The 17,513-nt window shown below is 64.6% G+C and carries 19 protein-coding genes and 1 pseudogene; 16 read left to right on the top strand and 4 right to left on the bottom strand.

The window, feature by feature from the left end:
* Nucleotides 1-65 precede the first annotated feature (65 nt).
* The 3 genes from WN73_RS24245 to WN73_RS24235 form a co-directional block, all read right to left on the bottom strand.
* Complete coding sequence (locus WN73_RS24245; protein ID WP_074077493.1) at nucleotides 66-260, bottom strand: hypothetical protein; 195 nt, start codon at nucleotides 258-260, stop codon at nucleotides 66-68.
* 37 nt (nucleotides 261-297) lie between these two features.
* Nucleotides 298-474 carry a hypothetical protein gene (locus tag WN73_RS24240; RefSeq protein WP_007596747.1) on the bottom strand — a complete coding sequence of 59 codons (177 nt, stop codon included), beginning with the start codon at nucleotides 472-474 and terminating at the stop codon, nucleotides 298-300.
* A 153-nt stretch (nucleotides 475-627) separates the two neighbouring features.
* Nucleotides 628-1,278 (bottom strand): glutathione S-transferase family protein, encoded by a 651-nt coding sequence (locus WN73_RS24235; protein WP_271555158.1) that lies wholly within the window; start codon nucleotides 1,276-1,278, stop codon nucleotides 628-630.
* Nucleotides 1,279-1,676: 398 nt separating this feature from the next.
* Here WN73_RS24235 and WN73_RS24230 point away from each other — a divergent pair, with 398 nt between their 5' ends.
* The 8 genes and pseudogenes from WN73_RS24230 (at nucleotide 1,677) to WN73_RS24195 (ending at nucleotide 8,877) form a co-directional block, all read left to right on the top strand.
* Complete coding sequence (locus WN73_RS24230; RefSeq protein ID WP_038965400.1) at nucleotides 1,677-1,865, top strand: hypothetical protein; 189 nt, start codon at nucleotides 1,677-1,679, stop codon at nucleotides 1,863-1,865.
* Nucleotides 1,866-1,932: 67 nt separating this feature from the next.
* Complete coding sequence (locus WN73_RS24225) at nucleotides 1,933-3,135, top strand: pyridoxal phosphate-dependent aminotransferase (protein ID WP_028174694.1); 1,203 nt, start codon at nucleotides 1,933-1,935, stop codon at nucleotides 3,133-3,135.
* Between the two features lie 171 nt (nucleotides 3,136-3,306).
* A complete protein-coding gene (locus WN73_RS24220; protein WP_028174695.1) occupies nucleotides 3,307-3,789 on the top strand; it encodes a DUF992 domain-containing protein in 483 nt (160 codons plus the stop codon).
* Between the two features lie 150 nt (nucleotides 3,790-3,939).
* Nucleotides 3,940-5,988: an elongation factor G gene (locus WN73_RS24215; protein WP_271555157.1), complete on the top strand. Its 2,049-nt coding sequence runs from the start codon at nucleotides 3,940-3,942 to the stop codon at nucleotides 5,986-5,988.
* 150 nt (nucleotides 5,989-6,138) lie between these two features.
* Nucleotides 6,139-6,512, top strand: a pseudogene (locus WN73_RS24210) (sodium-independent anion transporter); the annotation flags it as partial.
* A 130-nt stretch (nucleotides 6,513-6,642) separates the two neighbouring features.
* Nucleotides 6,643-7,482, top strand: coding sequence for a shikimate dehydrogenase (locus WN73_RS24205; RefSeq protein ID WP_039187079.1), 840 nt, complete (start codon nucleotides 6,643-6,645; stop codon nucleotides 7,480-7,482).
* A 65-nt stretch (nucleotides 7,483-7,547) separates the two neighbouring features.
* Nucleotides 7,548-8,174, top strand: coding sequence for a hypothetical protein (locus WN73_RS24200; RefSeq protein ID WP_028174699.1), 627 nt, complete (start codon nucleotides 7,548-7,550; stop codon nucleotides 8,172-8,174).
* Nucleotides 8,175-8,271: 97 nt separating this feature from the next.
* Nucleotides 8,272-8,877 (top strand): hypothetical protein, encoded by a 606-nt coding sequence (locus tag WN73_RS24195; RefSeq protein WP_162185899.1) that lies wholly within the window; start codon nucleotides 8,272-8,274, stop codon nucleotides 8,875-8,877.
* A 328-nt stretch (nucleotides 8,878-9,205) separates the two neighbouring features.
* On the opposite strand, the gene WN73_RS24190 is transcribed toward WN73_RS24195, so the two are convergent.
* Nucleotides 9,206-10,342 carry an alpha-hydroxy acid oxidase gene (locus tag WN73_RS24190; RefSeq protein ID WP_161536686.1) on the bottom strand — a complete coding sequence of 379 codons (1,137 nt, stop codon included), beginning with the start codon at nucleotides 10,340-10,342 and terminating at the stop codon, nucleotides 9,206-9,208.
* 107 nt (nucleotides 10,343-10,449) lie between these two features.
* Between WN73_RS24190 and WN73_RS24185 the strand changes: the two genes are divergently transcribed.
* From WN73_RS24185 to WN73_RS24150, 8 genes are all read left to right on the top strand, one after another.
* Nucleotides 10,450-10,617, top strand: a complete 168-nt coding sequence (locus WN73_RS24185; RefSeq protein WP_165448176.1) for a hypothetical protein — start codon at nucleotides 10,450-10,452, stop codon at nucleotides 10,615-10,617.
* Nucleotides 10,618-10,838: 221 nt separating this feature from the next.
* On the top strand, nucleotides 10,839-12,182 hold the full coding sequence (glmM, locus tag WN73_RS24180) for a phosphoglucosamine mutase (protein WP_028174702.1): 1,344 nt from the start codon (nucleotides 10,839-10,841) through the stop codon (nucleotides 12,180-12,182).
* Nucleotides 12,183-12,441: 259 nt separating this feature from the next.
* The gene (locus WN73_RS24175; RefSeq protein ID WP_028174703.1) at nucleotides 12,442-13,692 is read left to right on the top strand and encodes an MFS transporter; all 1,251 of its coding nucleotides are present in this window, start codon (nucleotides 12,442-12,444) and stop codon (nucleotides 13,690-13,692) included.
* Between the two features lie 228 nt (nucleotides 13,693-13,920).
* Nucleotides 13,921-14,763: an outer membrane protein gene (locus WN73_RS24170; protein ID WP_028174704.1), complete on the top strand. Its 843-nt coding sequence runs from the start codon at nucleotides 13,921-13,923 to the stop codon at nucleotides 14,761-14,763.
* A gap of 169 nt (nucleotides 14,764-14,932) precedes the next feature.
* A complete protein-coding gene (locus WN73_RS24165) occupies nucleotides 14,933-15,829 on the top strand; it encodes an outer membrane protein (RefSeq protein WP_011090140.1) in 897 nt (298 codons plus the stop codon).
* A gap of 75 nt (nucleotides 15,830-15,904) precedes the next feature.
* Entirely contained in the window at nucleotides 15,905-16,495 is a 591-nt protein-coding gene (locus tag WN73_RS24160) for a glutathione S-transferase family protein (protein ID WP_011090139.1), read from the top strand.
* A 16-nt stretch (nucleotides 16,496-16,511) separates the two neighbouring features.
* The gene (locus WN73_RS24155) at nucleotides 16,512-16,976 is read left to right on the top strand and encodes a GNAT family N-acetyltransferase (RefSeq protein WP_028174705.1); all 465 of its coding nucleotides are present in this window, start codon (nucleotides 16,512-16,514) and stop codon (nucleotides 16,974-16,976) included.
* Nucleotides 16,977-17,247: 271 nt separating this feature from the next.
* Entirely contained in the window at nucleotides 17,248-17,439 is a 192-nt protein-coding gene (locus WN73_RS24150) for a hypothetical protein (protein WP_236842134.1), read from the top strand.
* The last annotated feature ends 74 nt before the right edge of the window (nucleotides 17,440-17,513 follow it).

Below are 17,513 nucleotides of genomic sequence, written 5' to 3'. Positions count from 1 at the left end.
CGGTGCGAATTCGTGCGAAGTGCTTAAGGGCGGCTTGCGGCGGTGCGCAAAGCTTTCGGATGATTTTAGACCAAGTGCGCGTGCCTGACGCGTTGCTGCGACGCGGGCGCATTCAGCGTCGAGGTGCCCGAGCTCTTGCGCATGCCGGTGAAAATCAACAGCGACGCCGCGACCAGGATGGCCGCAGTCAGGGTGATTGCAACGACTACCACAGGTGACTTCATCGACGTCCTGTCGCGATGCCGGTCGGCGCGGGTCACGCGGCGCCCTGAAGGCTGGTCCAGGATGAAACGGGAATCAGACCGGCAGGCCCATCGCCATGGTCGCCTTGGTCGACAGCACCGTCAGGGTGACGATCAGGCACAGCGAGAGCGCGGCGACGGCGAGCGAGGCCGCGACCGCGTTGGTCAGCCGGGAAGACGAAACGGTAGCGGGTTGGCCCTGAAAGCCTGCCGTGCCGGACGCCCGAATCATGGGTCTAAATCCTTCAACGTGCGAGCGAATCACCCGCGACTTTCCAGAATTTCCCAGTTTCAACCGGCAATATTGCGGCGGCTGCCGCAACGAAAATGGCGGTATTGCGGCAAAGACGACCCTTATGCCCGCTATTCGCCCGGGCCCGCGCCATCAGGCGCTGGCGGCGATGCTGGCGGGGTCGTCGACGTCGGCCGGCCGCCAGTCCATCGCGACGAAGCCGGGCGCGGCCTCGACGCGCTTCAGCCAGTCCCGGATCGCCGGGAAGGTCGAAAGGTCGAAATCGCAGCGGTCGGCGAGATGGGTGTATCCGTACAGCGCGATGTCGGCGACCGTGAGCTGGCGCGCGGCAAAATAGGCGTTGGTCTTGAGATGGTTCTCCATCACCTGGAGCGCGCCATAGCCGCGTTCCATCCAGTCCTCCAGCGAATGGGTCTGGAGGTCGCGGCCGCCCTTGACCAGCGACAGCCAGAAATAGGCGGCGCCGATGTTCGGCTCGAGCGCGTGCTGCTCGAAGAACATCCATTGCAGCGCCTCGGCGCGATCGATGCGGTTCTCCGGCGCGAGCGGCGTGCCGACGGCGACGTACCAGAGGATGGCGTTGGACTCGGCGAGATAACGGTTGCCGTCGACCTCGAGAAGCGGCACCTGGCCTGACGGGTTCTTGGACAGAAAGTCCGGCGTCCGGCTCTCGCCGCGCAGAATGTCCACCTCGACCGCTTCGTAAGGCAAGTTCAACAGCGCCAGCGCAAGGCGGACCTTGTAGCTGTTGCCGGAGCGTTGCATCGAATAGAGCTTGTACATTCTGGGAGTTCTAAACCGAGGACGGGAAGGCGCGGCGCTTGTTGCCCCGCAACGCGGCTAAACAATGATGCCGATGCGAATCCGCCGCAAGAGCCAGCCAATAGAAAAACTCGAAAACCCTACCGCACTGCAACGCCACGGAAGATCATTTCCACGCGACGATGCAAATCAGATCACGCTTGCGTCAACGTGTGGATGCGTTGCTCCGCGAGAGGGGCGATCGGTTCAGGGCGCCATGCTTCCACATCGTGATGGCCGGGCATAGCCGTCCGAAGGACGGCGTCGCTTTCGCTCGCCTATGTCCCGGCCATCCACGCCTCGCCGCATGGCAGAAAGAACGTGGATGCCCGGGACATAGAGCGAAAGCGACGCCGTCCTTCGGACGGCCAAGCCTGGGCATGACGACGGTCTGGTTTGGCGACGGCAAACACGCAAAATTGCTCCGAGGACAGGCCTTGCCGGATATGAGGGATTCGGACGGCAAAGTTACGGAATATTGCGGGAAATCCCGCCTCGAAACGCCGGAATCCGTAAACTTTTTCGAGATCGGGCCGAAGTTTCTTGCGGCGCAGCGGCACACGTTTTAGGGTGGCTTCATTCCCACAATCAGAGTCGTGACGACCCATGGGTCACGACGCTTGTCAGGAGATGACGATGTCCTTCCTTGCCGCTGCGCTCGACCGTGTGAAGCCGTCCGCGACCATCGCGGTCACGGATAAAGCACGCGCGCTGAAAGCGGCGGGCCGCAACGTTATCGGCTTAGGTGCCGGCGAGCCCGACTTCGACACGCCCGCCAACATCAAGCTGGCGGCGATCCACGCCATCGAAGCCGGCAAGACCAAGTACACCGCGGTCGACGGCATCCCCGAGCTGAAGGAAGCCATCATCGCGAAGTTTCAGCGCGAGAACGGCGTCGTCTACAAGCCGAACCAGGTCATCGTCGGCACCGGCGGCAAGCAGGTGCTCTACAACGCGCTGATGGCGACCATCAATCCTGGCGACGAGGTGATCATCCCGGCGCCGTACTGGGTCAGCTATCCCGAGATGGTGGCGCTCGCCGGCGGCGAGCCGGTGCCGGTGGTCTGCACCGCGGCGACCGGCTTCAAGCTCGGGGCGGAAGCGCTCGAGCGCGCGATCACGCCGAAGACCAAATGGGTGATCCTGTGCTCGCCGTCGAACCCGACCGGCGCTGCCTACACCAGGGCCGAGCTGAAGGCGCTCACCGACGTGCTGGTCAAGCACCCGCATGTGTGGGTGATGACCGACGACATGTACGAGCACCTCGTCTATGACGACTTCCAGTTCACCACGGTCGCGCAGGTCGAGCCCAGCCTCTACGACCGCACGCTCACCGTGAACGGCGTGTCGAAGGCCTATTGCATGACCGGCTGGCGCATCGGCTATGCCGGCGGCCCTGCCCAGCTCATCAAGGCGATGGCGACCATCCAGTCGCAGTCGACCTCGAACCCGTGCTCGATCGCGCAGTGGGCCTCGGTGGAGGCGCTGAACGGTCCGCAGGACTTCATCCCCGCCAACAACAAGGTGTTCAAGGAGCGCCGCGACCTCGTCGTCTCCATGCTCAACCAGGCGAACGGCATCGAGTGCCCGCGCCCCGAGGGTGCGTTCTACGTCTATCCGTCCTGCGCCGGCACGATCGGCAAGAAAGCGCCGTCGGGCAACGTGATCTCCAACGACGAGCAGTTCGTCACCGAGCTGCTGGAGACCGAAGGCGTCGCCGTGGTGCAGGGTTCGGCCTTCGGCCTCGGCCCGGCGTTCCGCATCTCCTACGCGACCAAGACCTCGGACCTTGAAGACGCCTGCAAGCGCATCCAGCGCTTCTGCGGCAATCTCCGCTGAGCCTGTCGCAAATACCTATCGAAAAGGCCCGCCTCTGGCGGGCCTTTTATTGTTTGCACGCTTATCGTCACGCGTGATCTGGCACCACTACGACTCTTGTGGCATAGAACGTCGCGCCTCGCTTGCAGGCGCGACTCTCTGCTCGCATCACATTCATCGCCGGAGACATTCATGCGCCGTTCGTTCATCTTCGCCGGGCTCACTGCCGCCAGCCTCGTTGTCTCCGTCGCAAACAGCGACGCTCAGCAGCAGCGGATGGTCCGGGTTGGCGTGCTCGAATGCCGCGGCGGTGCCAGCGTTGGCTTCATCGTGGGATCGGTGACCAATCTCGGCTGCGTCCTGCGTGCCGACGGTTTGCCGGAGGATCGCTATGTCGCGACCATCCGCAAAGTCGGTCTCGACATCGGCATCACCCAGGAGACGACGCTGGCCTGGGGCGTGTTCGCGCCGGTCGACCGGCTCGGCCCCGGCGATCTCTCCGGCAATTATGCCGGCGCGCAGGGTAGCGCTTCGGTCGGCGTCGGTATCGGTGGCAATGCGCTGGTCGGCGGCTCCAACAATTCGATCGCGCTCCAGCCGCTCAGCGTGCAGGGCCAGGTCGGACTCAACGTCGCCGCCGGCCTCGAAAGCCTGGAACTCCGCCCCGGCCGTTAACAATTATGCGTGTGATCGCGCCGTTCCACCGGCGCGATCACAAGGACGCACCGCAGCGACGTTTGACGCTTGCCAAATCTCGGGGACGGGCAGAGCATCCACGTTTGCCGACCCAATCATGGGCCGAGCTCCACACCAAGGAGGCGGCGAATGGGACAAGACGTCAGAAGTCCCCGAGGTCCACGGTGCATTGCGCTGGTGGGCCCATTCCAAAGCGGTAAAACCACACTTCTTGAAGCGATATTGGCACGAACGGGCGCTATCCCGCGTGCCGGCAGCGTCGATGCCGGAACTTCCGTCGGCGACGCCACGCCCGAGGCCCGTCATCACAAGATGACCGTCGGCCTCACTGCCGCCACCACGAGTTTCATGGGCGACAGCTACACCTTCCTCGACTGTCCCGGTTCCGTCGAATTCGCCCACGACATGCGCGCCGCGTTGCCCGCGGTCGATGCCGCGGTCGTAGTCTGCGAAGCCGACGAGAAGAAGCTGCCCCAGCTTCAGATCATCCTGCGCGAGCTGGAGGAGCTGAAGATTCCGCGTTTCCTGTTCCTCAACAAGATCGACCGCGCCAACAAGCGCATCCGCGAGACGCTCGCAACGCTCCAGCCCGCCTCGCGCGTGCCGCTGGTGCTGCGCCAGATCCCGATCTGGAAGGACGAGTTGATCGAGGGCTTCGTCGATCTCGCGCTGGAGCGCGCTTTCATCTATCGCGAGCACAAGGCCTCCGAGGTCATCGCGCTCGCAGGCGGCGATCGCGACCGCGAGAAGGAGGCCCGCTTCTCGATGCTGGAGAAGCTCGCCGACCACGACGATGCGCTGATGGAACAACTGCTCGAAGACATCCAGCCGCCGCGCGATGCCGTGTTCGACGATCTCGCCCGCGAGTTGCGCGAAGGGCTGATCTGCCCGGTGCTGCTCGGCGCCGCGGCGCGCGAAAACGGCGTGCTGCGCCTGATGAAGGCGCTGCGCCACGAGGCGCCGGGTGTTGCGGAGACTGCAAAGCGTCTCGGCGCACCGGAGAGCAAGGACGCGCTTGGCTACGTCTTCAAGACGCTGCATTCGCAGCATGGCGGAAAGCTGTCGCTGACGCGGCTGCTCGCCGGCCATCTCGACGACGGTGCCACGCTGCAATCCTCCTCCGGCGGCGCGGGGCGCATCTCCGGCATCCTCGCCGTCAACGGTGCCTACGACACCAAGCGCGCCGCGGCGGAAGCCGGCGACACGGTCGCGCTCGCCAAGCTCGATCCGGTCAAGACCGGCGACATGGTCTCGAGCGGCAAGACCCAGCCGGCGGCGCTGGTCACGGCAGAACCAACATCGGCTGTGCTCGCGATCTCGGTTGCGGCCACCGACCGCAAGGACGACGTCAAGCTCGGCCAGGCGCTGACGCGGCTGCATGAGGAGGATCCCTCGCTCATGGTCGTGCAGAACGCAAAGACCCACGATACCGTGCTGTGGGGCCAGGGCGAGATGCATCTGCGCGTCGCCAGCGAACGCCTGCGCGATCGCTTCGGCGTCAAGGTCACCGCGCAGCCGCCCGCGATCGGCTATCAGGAGACAATCCGCAAGCCGATCACCCAGCGCGGCCGTCACAAGAAGCAGTCCGGCGGCCACGGCCAGTTCGGCGATGTCGTGCTCGACATCAAGCCGCTGCCGCGTGGCGACGGCTTCAAATTCGCCGAGAAGGTGGTGGGCGGCGCGGTGCCGCGCAACTACATCCCGGCGGTGGAAGAAGGTGTCGTCGACGGGCTCACGCGCGGTCCGCTCGGTTTCCCCGTCACCGACGTGCAGGTGACGCTGACCGATGGCTCCTATCACAGCGTCGATTCCTCCGATCTCGCCTTCCGCACCGCCGCGCGGGTCGGACTTAATGAAGGCCTGCCGCAATGCCAGCCGGTATTGCTGGAGCCGATCCACGTGGTCGAGATCGTCTGCCCGACGGATGCCACCGCCAAGATCAACGCGATCCTGTCGGCGCGGCGCGGCCAGATCCTCGGCTTCGACACCCGCGACGGCTGGAGCGGCTGGGACTGCGTCCGCGCCATGATGCCGGAAGCCGAGATCGGCGAGCTGATCGTCGAGCTGCGCTCGGCCACGGCCGGCGCCGGCAGCTTCACCCGTACGTTCGACCACATGGCCGAAGTCACGGGCCGCGCCGCCGACCAGATCATCGCCGCGCATCAGCACGCGGCGTGAGTCTGTCTCTCGCGCAGTGAGGGAAGCACGCTCTCTCACACCCTCTCCCCGTTCTTACGGGGAGAGGGTGTGAGGGGCTGTATCCACGCGTGCGGCGAAAGTTGGACTCACGCAGCCTCCTCCTCTCCGTCATTGCGAGCGCAGCGAAGCAATCCAGACTGTCTGGTCGATCGCGACGTGCTGGTCTATCGCATCACCGGCGCGTTTTTCTTCGGCGCCGCCTCCGCGATCGGAAGCGTGCTCGACGGCATCGCCGACAAGCGCAAGGGCATGGTGGTCGATTTCGCCGCGGTGCCGTTCCTGGATTCGACGGCGGCCAACGTGCTCGGCCGCGTCGCCGCCAAGGCCCACCGCCGGGGCATCCGGCTGTTCATCACCGGCGCCTCGCCCGCCGTCCGCCGCGCGCTGCTCACCCATATGGCGTCCCGCCCCGTGCGCGCTATCGCGTGACCATCGCGCGCGCGGTCGCCGACATCAAGGGCGGCGCGGCTCTGTCCGCGGCCGATGATATGGCCGCGACCTGACGGCGCGCACCTTCTCAAGCCGGCGCCGCATCACGGCCTTGCGGAAGCGCTGTGCGGGAATCGTGCCCGCGCGCTTGACAGAGCCCGCGGGACGCGAAATGGATCGCCTCCGATACGATCCGGGGAGAAGATGACCGTGACCAAGGCTCCCGCAGCCTGTTTGATCGGATGGCCCGCCGCGCATTCGCGCTCGCCGCTGATCCATCATTATTGGCTGCGCACGCTCGGTATCGCCGGCGGCTATGTCATCGAGGCCGTCCCGCCCGAGGATCTCCGCGATTTCGTGCTGCGGCTGTCGCTGCGCGGCTTCGTCGGCGCCAACGTCACCATCCCGCACAAGGAGGGCGTGCTGGCGCTGTCGACGCCAGATGCGCGCGCCAAGGCCGTCGGCGCCGCCAACACGCTGTGGTTCGAGGACGGCGAGCTGCGCTCGACCAACACCGACGTCGAGGGCTTCATCAACAATCTCGATGCCAGCGCGCCCGGCTGGGACACGGCCGAGGAGGCGCTGGTGCTCGGGGCCGGCGGCTCCGCGCGCGCGGTCGTGTTCGGCCTGCGCGAGCGCGGCATCAAACGCATCCATCTCGCCAATCGCACCATCGCGCGGGCCGAGACGCTGGCGAAGCAGTTCGGGCCGAACGTGCAGCCCGTTACGTGGGACGGGATCGACGACGTGCTGCCGCGTGCAAAACTTCTCGTGAACACGACCTCGCTCGGCATGCGCGGTCAGCCTTCACTCGATGTTGATGTTGCACGCCTGCCGCAGGCGGCCGTCGTCGCCGATCTCGTCTATGTCCCCCTGGTGACGCCGCTGCTCGCCGCAGCAAAGGCACGCGGCCTCAGGACCGCCGACGGTCTCGGCATGCTGCTGCACCAGGCCGTGCGCGGCTTCGAGCTGTGGTTCGGCCGGCGGCCGCGGGTCACGGACGAGCTGCGCGCATTGGTCGAGGCCGATCTCACAAAGTCTTGAGAGGGTAACGGCGAATAGCGCACCACCTCCGGAGTTCTATCCCAGTGGGACAATCGGAGACAATCATGCCTGTTCAACGTGCAACTTTCACACGTCCGCTCATCGCCGTCGCGATGGTGGCCGCTTCCACCCTCTATGCCTTCGCGCAGAGGGCGCCGGTGCCGACGCGCGTGCGCGGCACGATCGAGAGCGTCAACGGCGACATCCTGCAGGTCAAGTCGCGCAGCGGCGAGGACGTCAAGCTCCACATCGCATCCGATGTGCGCGTGTCCGGCATTACCAAAATTTCACTCGCCGACATCAAGCCCGGCTCCTTCGTCGGCGCCACCACCGTGCCGGGGCCTGACGGCGGCGACAACGCCGTCGAGGTGCATGTGTTTCCGGAGAGCATGCGCGGCACCGGCGAAGGCTCGCGCCCCTATGACCTCAAGCCCAACTCGAGCATGACCAACGCCACGGTGTCGGAGAGCGTGGTCGGCAGTGACGGCCATACGCTGCTGGTCAAGTACAAGGACGGCGAGAAGAAGGTGTTCGTCCCCGACAACACGCCGGTGGTGACCTTCGTGCCCGGCGACAAGACCGACCTGAAGGCCGGCGCCAAGGTGATCGCCTTCATGAAGCAGTTGCCGGACGGCTCGTTCGAGACCAACCGCGTCAACGTCGGGCGCGACGGCCTCACGCCGCCGATGTGATCGTCACGGCCGGGAATAGCGGCGGTCACACGGGGTTGCCGTGTTTGACCGTCGCAACTCCCTGGAGGGGATAATCATGCCGAAGCCGAACAACTGGATGCCGCGCGCCGTCGCGGCAGCCTTCGCGACCTTTATCGCTGTTTCCTCTGTCTCGGCGCAGCAGGCGCCGACGGTGCGCATCCGCGGCACCATCGCGAACGTCGACGGCAACATGCTCGACATCAAGACGCGCGAAGGCAGCGACGTGAATGTGCGCATGACCGACAACGTCGCGGTCTTCGCCGTGGTGAAGACGGAGCTGTCGGAGATCAAGGAAGGCTCCTATATCGGCGTCACCGCCATGCCGGAGCCCGACGGCACCCAGAGGGCGATCGCGGTGCATATCTTCCCGGAGAACCAGCGCGGCGCGGCCGAAGGTTTTCGGCCCTGGGACGCGCGCGCCAACTCGACCATGACCAACGCCACCGTGACGCAGACCGTGAAGGGCACCGACGGTCAGAACATCACGGTGAAATACAAGGACGGCGAGAAGAAAGTCGTGGTGCCGCCGGATACCCCGATCGTCAGCTTCGTCGCCAGCGACAGGTCCGAGATCAAGCCGGGCGCCAAGCTGATCATCTTCGGCGCGGCGAAGAAGGAGGACGGCTCGCTGGAAGCCAACCGCGTCAACGTCGGCAGGGACGGGATCACGCCGCCGATGTGAGGGTGCGAGATATGAGGCGCGACTACTGCCACAAATTCCGTCGTTCCGGACAAGCGCGCCCCTAGGCGCGCGCAGATCCGGGATCCATAACCACAAGATGAAGTTGTTGCGCGAAGCAGGTCACTCCGAGTCCCCGTAACCGCGCCTGCTTGTGGTCATCGATCCCGGCCTGCGCCGGGACGACAGCCGAGATTGTGGAGGCTTTCGAGCGCCTCGGAATCGTAGGGTGGGCAAAGGTGTGCCTGCGCCGCGCCCACCATCGATCCGCAGACCTGCAGGATAGTGGGCACGCTTTCGCTTTGCCCACCCTACGGCACCGACGCTGCGGTCACACCGCAATGATGTGATCGTCGATTTCCTCGATCCTGTTGACGCCGCACAGGCCCATGGTCGTCAGCAGTTCCTTCTGGATGATGTCGATCGCCTTGGCGACGCCGGCCTGGCCGCCGGCCCCTAAGCCGTAGGCGTAGGCGCGGCCGATCATGCAGGACTTTGCGCCGAGCGCGAGCGCGCGCATCACGTCCTGGCCGGAGCGGATGCCGCCGTCGAACATGATCTCCATCCTGTCACCGACGGCATCGACGATCTCGGGCAGCACCTCGATCGAGGACGGTGCGCCGTCGAGCTGCCGGCCGCCATGGTTGGAGACCACGATCGCCTGCGCGCCGGTCTTCGCGGCGAGCTCGGCGTCCTCGACGTCGAGAATGCCCTTCAGGACCAGCTTGCCCGGCCAGATGCTGCGGATCCAATCGATGTCGTTCCAGTTCAGCGAGGTGTCGAACTGCGAGTTGATCCAGGTCGACAGCGACGTGATGTCGTCGCTGACCTTCAGGTGGCCGGCGAGATTGCCGAAGGTGCGGCGCTTGCCCTGCAACACACCCGACACCCAGGCCGGCTTGGTGGCGAAATCGATCAGCTTCGAGAGCGACCATTCCGGCGGCACGGTCATGCCGTTCTTGATGTCCTGGTGGCGCTGGCCGATCACCTGGAGATCGACGGTCAGCACCAGCGCCGAGCATTTCGCCGCGATCGCGCGTTCGATCAGCGCCTTGATGAAGCCGCGGTCCTTCATCACGTAGAGCTGGAACCAGAACGGCTTCTCGACACTGGCGGCGATGTCCTCGATCGAGCAGATCGACATCGTCGACTGCGTGAACGGGATGCCGGCGGCCTGTGCGGCGCGGCAGGCGTGGATCTCGCCGTCGCCATGCTGCATGCCCAGCAGGCCCACGGGCGCGAGCACCAGCGGCATGGTCGAGGGCTCGCCGAGGATCGTGGTCGAGGTGTCGCGCTTGGAGACGTCGACCAGGATGCGCTGGCGAAACTTGATCGCCTGCATGTCCTCGCGGTTGGCGCGCAGCGTCTCCTCGGCATAGGAGCCGCGGTCGCAATAATCGAAGAACGCCTTCGGCACGCGGCGCTTATGCAGCGCGCGAAGATCGTCGATACAGGTGATGTGCTTCATGAACGTGTCCCCGGGCCCGTCTCGTATCCGAAAGTCTTGCATCGGAAGATCGAGGGGTCATCTAGCATGGTTGGATGCACAGCCAAATCGTTTGAGAGGAGGGTGCCATGACGAGACCGCACGCCGCACCGACACCGGAAGAGATCAAGGAGAAAAAGGACCTCGAGGACGCCCTGGAAGAGGGCCTCGAAGAGACCTTCCCGGGCTCGGATCCCGTCAACGTCACCCAGCCGGCGCCGAGCCGCGGCGACGGCCATGTGAAGCGCTCCAAATAGGGGCGGGTTCCGCCCCATTTCGGTTCCCTAACGGGAAATATAGTGTTAACAATTAGTTAGCGGGGCGAAGGCGGCCCCTATTCCGTAATGATTAATCACATTTTTTGAAGCCAAGTTAGCCGTGATGGCCTTATAAGACCTCAGCAAATCAGGGATGCGGGGCCCGTTCGGGCACTCCGTGGTTGTAGAGGGGATTCCCTGGTTGTTGCGTGGGGGACGATATGAGCCGCAAATATTTCGGGACGGACGGGATTAGGGGCCGCGCCAACGGACTGATCACGCCGGAGCTCGCGCTCAAGGTCGGCCAGGCCGCGGGCCTTGCGTTTCAGCGCGGTGACCACCGCCATCGGGTCGTGATCGGCAAGGACACCCGCCTGTCCGGCTACATGATCGAATATGCGATGGTCGCCGGCTTCACCTCGGTCGGCATGGACGTGCTGCTGGTCGGCCCGATGCCGACGCCGGCGGTTGCGATGCTGACCAAGTCGATGCGCGCCGATCTCGGCGTGATGATCTCGGCCTCGCACAATTTGTTCGAGGACAACGGCATCAAGCTGTTCGGTCCGCAGGGCTTCAAGCTCTCCGACGACGTCGAGAAGCAGATCGAGCAGCTGCTCGACGAGCCCATCGACAAGCGGCTGGCGCAGAGCGCGAGCCTCGGCCGCGCCCGCCGTATCGACGGCGTGCATGACCGCTACATCGAATTCGCCAAGCGCACGCTGCCGCGCGATCTGTCGCTCGACGGGCTGCGCGTCGTCGTCGATTGCGCCAACGGCGCCGCCTACAAGGTGGTGCCGGAAGCGCTGTGGGAGCTGGGCGCCGACGTGGTGCCGATCGGCGTCGAGCCCGATGGCTTCAACATCAACAAGGATTGCGGCTCGACTTCGCCGGAAGCGCTGTCGAAGAAGGTGCGCGAGATGCGCGCCGACATCGGCATTGCGCTGGACGGTGACGCCGATCGCGTCATCCTGGTCGACGAGCGCGGCCATGTCGTCGACGGCGACCAGCTGCTCGCGGTGATCGCGCAGAGCTGGAAGGAAGACGGCCGGCTGTCGCGGCCGGGCATCGTCGCCACCGTGATGTCCAATCTCGGGCTCGAGCGCTTCCTGAAAGGGCAGGGGCTCGATCTCGTGCGCACGCCGGTCGGCGACCGCTACGTGCTCGAGCAGATGCTGAGCGGCGGCTACAATCTCGGTGGCGAGCAGTCCGGCCACATCATCCTGTCCGACTACGCCACCACCGGCGACGGCTTCGTTGCCGCCTTGCAGGTGCTGGCCGTGGTGCAGAAGTCGCGCCGGCCGGTGTCGGAAGTCTGCCACCGCTTCGATCCGCTGCCGCAGATCCTCAAGAACGTCCGGCACAAGGGCGGCAAGCCGCTCGACGATTCCGACGTCAAATCGGCGATCTCCGACGGCGAGAAGCGCCTCAACGGCCATGGCCGCCTGCTGATCCGCTCCTCCGGCACCGAGCCCGTGATCCGCGTCATGGGCGAAGGCGAGGACCGCATCCTGGTCGAGGACGTCGTCGACACCATCGTCTCGGCGCTCGGACAGGCGGCGGCCTGAGCTCTTCCTTCTCCCCTTGTGGGAGAAGGTGGCGCGAAGCGCCGGATGAGGGGTTCTATCCCCGACCACAGCTGCTAGATCGACTCGCGGAGGCAGACCCCTCACCCGTCTCGCCGCTGCGCGGCGATCCACCCTCTCCCACAAGGGGAGAGGGCCAGACGAGCGCATCCCAGCCATCGACGTTTGGCGGTGGTTCCACCGCCGCTTGCATCGTAACTAGCGGATGCGGCGGTTCGCCGCGCCTGCCGGGATTGGTCCGTTGAACAAGCCTGTCGTCGTACCTGCGGAAACGCTGACCGAGCCCGTCGTCGTCAGCGACGTGGCGCCCGCTGCCGCCAAGGCTGCGGGGCCGGCCTATGTCGTGCTCGCCGGCATCAGCTTCTCGCACTTCCTCAACGACACCATGCAGTCGCTGATCGCCTCGGTGTACCCGATCCTGAAGGACACCTACGCGCTCGACTTCGCGCAGATCGGCATGATCACGCTGGCCTTCCAGTTCACGGCCTCGCTGCTTCAGCCGGTGGTCGGGCACTACACCGACAAGAAGGCGCAGCCTTATTCGCTGGCGATCGGCATGGCCTCGACCTTCTTCGGTCTCTTGCTGCTCAGCGCCGCGCACCAATATCTCGTCATCCTCGTCGCCGCTGCGCTGGTCGGTCTCGGCTCGGCGGTGTTTCATCCGGAATCCGCGCGCATCGCGCGGCTCGCCTCCGGCGGCCGCTACGGCTTCGCGCAATCGGTGTTCCAGCTCGGCGGCAGCTTCGGCACGTCGATGGGCCCGGTGCTGGCGGCGCTGATCGTGGTGCCGTTCGGGCAGGGCAGCATCGCCTGGTTCTCCTCGATCGCGTTCCTTGCCATCGTCGTTCTCTGGCGCATCGGCCGCTGGTACGCGCCGCAGATCAAGGCGAAGAAGACGGCGGCGGTTCAAGCCCATCCTGACGCGCCGAGCTCGCGCCGCGTCGCGGTCGCGCTGCTCGTGCTGGTGGCCCTGCTGTTCTCGAAGCAGCTCTACGTCTCGAGCCTGTCGAGCTACTACATCTTCTATCTGATCGACCGCTTCGGCGTGTCGACGCAGGCCGCGCAGATCTATCTCTTCGTCTTCCTTGCCGCGAACGCGGTCGGCGCGTTTCTCGGTGGTCCGCTCGGGGATCGCTTCGGGCGCAAGATCGTGATCTGGATCTCGATTCTGGGCGCGCTGCCGTTCACGCTGGCGCTGCCTTATGCCGGGCTCCACGCCAGCGCGGTGCTCAGCGTCATCATCGGCCTGATCATCTCGTCGACGACGTCGTCGATCATCGTGTTCGCGCAGGAACTGGTGCCGCACCGCTTCGGCATGATCTCCGGCGTGTTCTTCGGCGTCGCCTTCGGCATCGGAGGCCTCGGCGCGGCCGTGCTCGGCAAGCTCGCCGACCACACCTCGATCGAGTTCGTCTATCAGGTCTGCGCTTACCTCCCGGCGATCGGGCTGCTCGCCGTGTTCCTGCCAAAACTGCCGCGGCACGCGCGTTAACAGATCCTTTTTTGCAGCAACGCGGCTTCATACATCGTTAGCAAATGAGGACAAAGGGCGCTGCATTTTTGCAACGCTTCCGCCGCATCCGCGTGTACAGTCAGAAAAAATCAACCTTAAAAATTAGGGTTAAGTGGCGCTTAAACATTTGCTGCCATCGTCCGGGCCGTGAGTTTCCAGAACGTGAGGCGTCTGCATTTTGCCTCACCGGCCATAAGGACGAAGCCAATGCGTAGCGTTAAGTCTCTCCTTGCCGCGGGTGCGGCATCCCTGATCTCGTCGATGGCGTTCGCCGCCGATATGCCGATCGCGGCGCCCCCTCCCATGTACGCGCCGCCGGCTCCGCCCGCCGACTTCGGCGGCTGGTATCTGCGCGGTGACATCGGCATGACCAACCAGCGCGCCAAGAGCATCGAGGCCACCGTAGCGCCCGGGTTTACGAAGACGACGGAGGGACTCGGCTTCGACTCGTCCCCGCTGTTCGACCTCGGCGTCGGCTATCGCTTCAACAACTGGTTTCGTGCGGACGTGATCGGCCAGTACCGGGGCAAGGCCAACCTGCATGGTGCGGACAACGTCATTGGGCCCGGCTTCGTCGGTTCCGACAACTACAGCGGCAGCAAGTCCGAGTGGGTCGTCATGGCCAACGCCTATGTCGATCTCGGCACCTGGTGGTGCATCACCCCGTTCATCGGCGCCGGTGTCGGCGGCTCCTACAACAAGATCAGCGGCTTCCGCGACGACGGCATTGCCTATCTCGCCGCACTGACCCCGACCCCGAGCGCCAGCGTTGCCTACTTCGCCGACAGCGGAAAGTGGAACTTCGCCTGGGCCGCCCACGCCGGTCTCGCCTACAAGGTCAATCCCGGGTTCACCGTCGAACTGGCCTACAGCTACATGAACCTCGGCGACGCGGCGCCCGGCAACTTCCGCTTGTTCGACAACAGCGCTTCGGGCCCGACCTCGATCAAGCTCAAGGAGCTCACCTCGCACGACCTCAAGCTCGGCGTGCGCTGGGATCTCAACAGCCCGCCGGCCTACGTGCCGCCGCCGCTCGTCACCAAGGGCTGATCGTCAGCCTCATCGGTTAGGACTTCTTAACGGCGCGGGATCATCCCGCGCCGTTTTGCTTTGCGTATTTTTCATTGCTCGCGGCGACGAAGGGCTCCGGCGCAACCATTGGTTAAGGTTAACGAGCCATGATCATGGCGAAAGTTCGAGTTCGATTTGGAGCGTTGCAATGCGTAGGCTTTGGTTGGTGGCGGCGGTGTTCGGATCTGTATCCGCCGCACACGCGGCCGACATGCCGGATCTGCCCGTCCTGCGCGGCGGCTTCACCGACGGTCTGTCCAAGACGTCCCATCGTTGGGATGGCGCCTATGTCGGCGTCAATGGCGGCTACACGGCCGACGCGACCGATTTCAGCCAGAGCGTCGTCGGCCTGACCAATTTCATTTTCCGCGACAGCGTGCTGCAGCAGCCGACCGCGAATTGGTCGCTGATGAACAAGACCAACACGCAGAGCACAAATTTCGGCGCCTTCGTCGGCCGCAACTGGCAATGGTACGATGCCATTCTCGGTCTTGAGGGCACCTACAGCTACTTCAACAACCTCTCGACGCTCACGTCGGGCACCAACTCGCTCACGATCGTCAACCCGCCCGGCGACGCACACGCTGCGAACGTCACCGACAATTATGACGTGACGCTGACCGGCACTGCCGCGGCGAAAGTCAAGGACATGATCACGCTCCGGGGCCGGGTGGGTTGGGACGGCGGCGATTTCATGCCGTATGCCTTCATGGGCGCTGCGGTTGGCCGAATGGACGTGTCCCGCTCGGTGACGAGCATTGTGGATTTGCGTCAGGATGTGACGAATACGATTGTCGTCGGCGGCGCCACGTTGACCACGACCACCTTCGGAGCGCCGCAGGCCGTTCCGGCTCAGTCTCAGTCGCAGACTCAGCGTCGAACCAACGCATTCGCGGTGGGCTGGACCGCCGGCCTCGGCGTCGAATACTGCATCTGGGACGGTCTGTTCGCGCGCGTGGAATACGAATACGTGAAATTCTCGCCGGTCATGAACACCTCGGTGACGCTGAACAATGCGCGCGTCGGACTCGGCTACAAGTTCTGACGCTGGATCGCCGCAGCGCGGTTGACAGTTTCCCTCCGTCCTGATGCTCTGTCGCTCCGAAGCGGGGCGGCAGCGATGAAGATCTACGGCGATACCAACTCCGGCAATTGTCTCAAGGTGAAGTGGGTCTGCGACAAGCTCGCATTGCCCTACGACTGGATCGACATCGACACCCGCAAGGGCGAGACGCGCACGCCGCAATTTCTGGCGATGAACGGCGCCGGCCAGGTGCCGACCGTTGCGTTCGACGACGGCCGCACGCTGGCGCAGTCCAACGCCATCATCCGCTACCTCGCCCGCGACAGCGCGCTGATCCCGCGCGACGCCTTTACTGCTGCCAAGATGGATGAATGGCTGTTCTGGGAGCAGTACAGCCACGAGCCCTATATCGCGGTGTGCCGCTTTCAGCTCGTCTATCTCGGCAAGGACGCCTCCGAGCTTGATCCCGAAAAGGTCAAGCGCGGCTATGCGGCGCTCGACCGCATGGAGCAGCATCTCTCCGGTAGCCGCTTCTTCGCCGGCGAAGCGGTTTCGCTCGCCGACGTCTCGCTGCTCGCCTATACGCGCGTCGCGCATGAGGGCGGCTTCGATCTTGGTCGCTACGCGGCGGTCCGCCGCTGGATCGGCGAAGTCGAGACCTTTCTCGGCCTGCCGCCGGCGCGCTGAGTCCTGGAGTTTCCGTATGAACGCCGAATCCGTCTCCATTCGTCGCGCACGCCGCGAGGACGTCGCTGCGATCGTGGCGATGCTCGCCGACGATCATCTCGGGCGCGGCCGCGAGCGCGTGGAGGAGCCGCTGCCTGCCGCCTATTACGAGGCGTTCGCGCGGGTCGAGCGCGATCCAAATCTCGCGCTGGTGGTTGCCGAGAGCGAGGGCAGGGTGGTCGGCTGCCTGCAACTTGCTGTGCTGGCAGGCATCAGCTCGCAAGGCGGCATCCGCGGTCTGCTCGAAGACGTGCGCGTTGCCGCCGATTGTCGCAGCCGCGGCATCGGCGAGCAATTGGTGCAATGGGCCATCGCGGAAGCGAAAGCGCGTGGCTGCAACCTGGTCGAGCTGTTGACGCATCAGACGCGAGTAGACGCGCAGCGCTTCTACAAGCGGCTCGGATTCACAGCGAGTCATGTCGGCATGACTGTCCGCTTTTGAGGCAGTAAGAGCGTTTTCGAGCGAAGTGGATACCGGTTCGCGTAAAGAAAACGCGTCAACACCAAAATCAAGAGCCCCATTCCGATTGTATCGGAATGGGGCTCCGGTCGCGCGCCTTGCGTAATCAGCGAATTCGGATCGCGCATTCGTTCATGTTAAGAGCCGGTAAACTACCCAGCCGTCGTTCACGTTGAGCCGGGAACGAACGGTGCTACGGCAGCGTCAGACACCGAGCTCGGTCGGTTCGGGGATTTCGATGACAAGCTATTCGATGATCAAGGTCGGCAACGACTACGTTGTGCAGGCCAATGACAAATGCATTTTGAAGGTCGGCAGCCGACGCAAAGCCGCGCAACTGATCAGCGAGGCCACGGACCTGCTGAACGCGCTCGCCAGGGTTGAATCCCCCGATATCGCGCCGGAAGCGCCATCACTCGCGCGTGAGGTGCCGGAACTTCCTTGACGACTCTTCCCGTTTCCCGTATCAGCCGCGGCGGGACACCTCCCCCCAACGGGAGGCTTACTATCTGGAAGGGT

It is taken from the genome of Bradyrhizobium sp. CCBAU 45394, assembly GCF_028128655.1.
In the GTDB taxonomy this organism is placed as follows: domain Bacteria; phylum Pseudomonadota; class Alphaproteobacteria; order Rhizobiales; family Xanthobacteraceae; genus Bradyrhizobium; species Bradyrhizobium diazoefficiens.
This window is presented reverse-complemented; position numbering and strand designations above follow the sequence as displayed.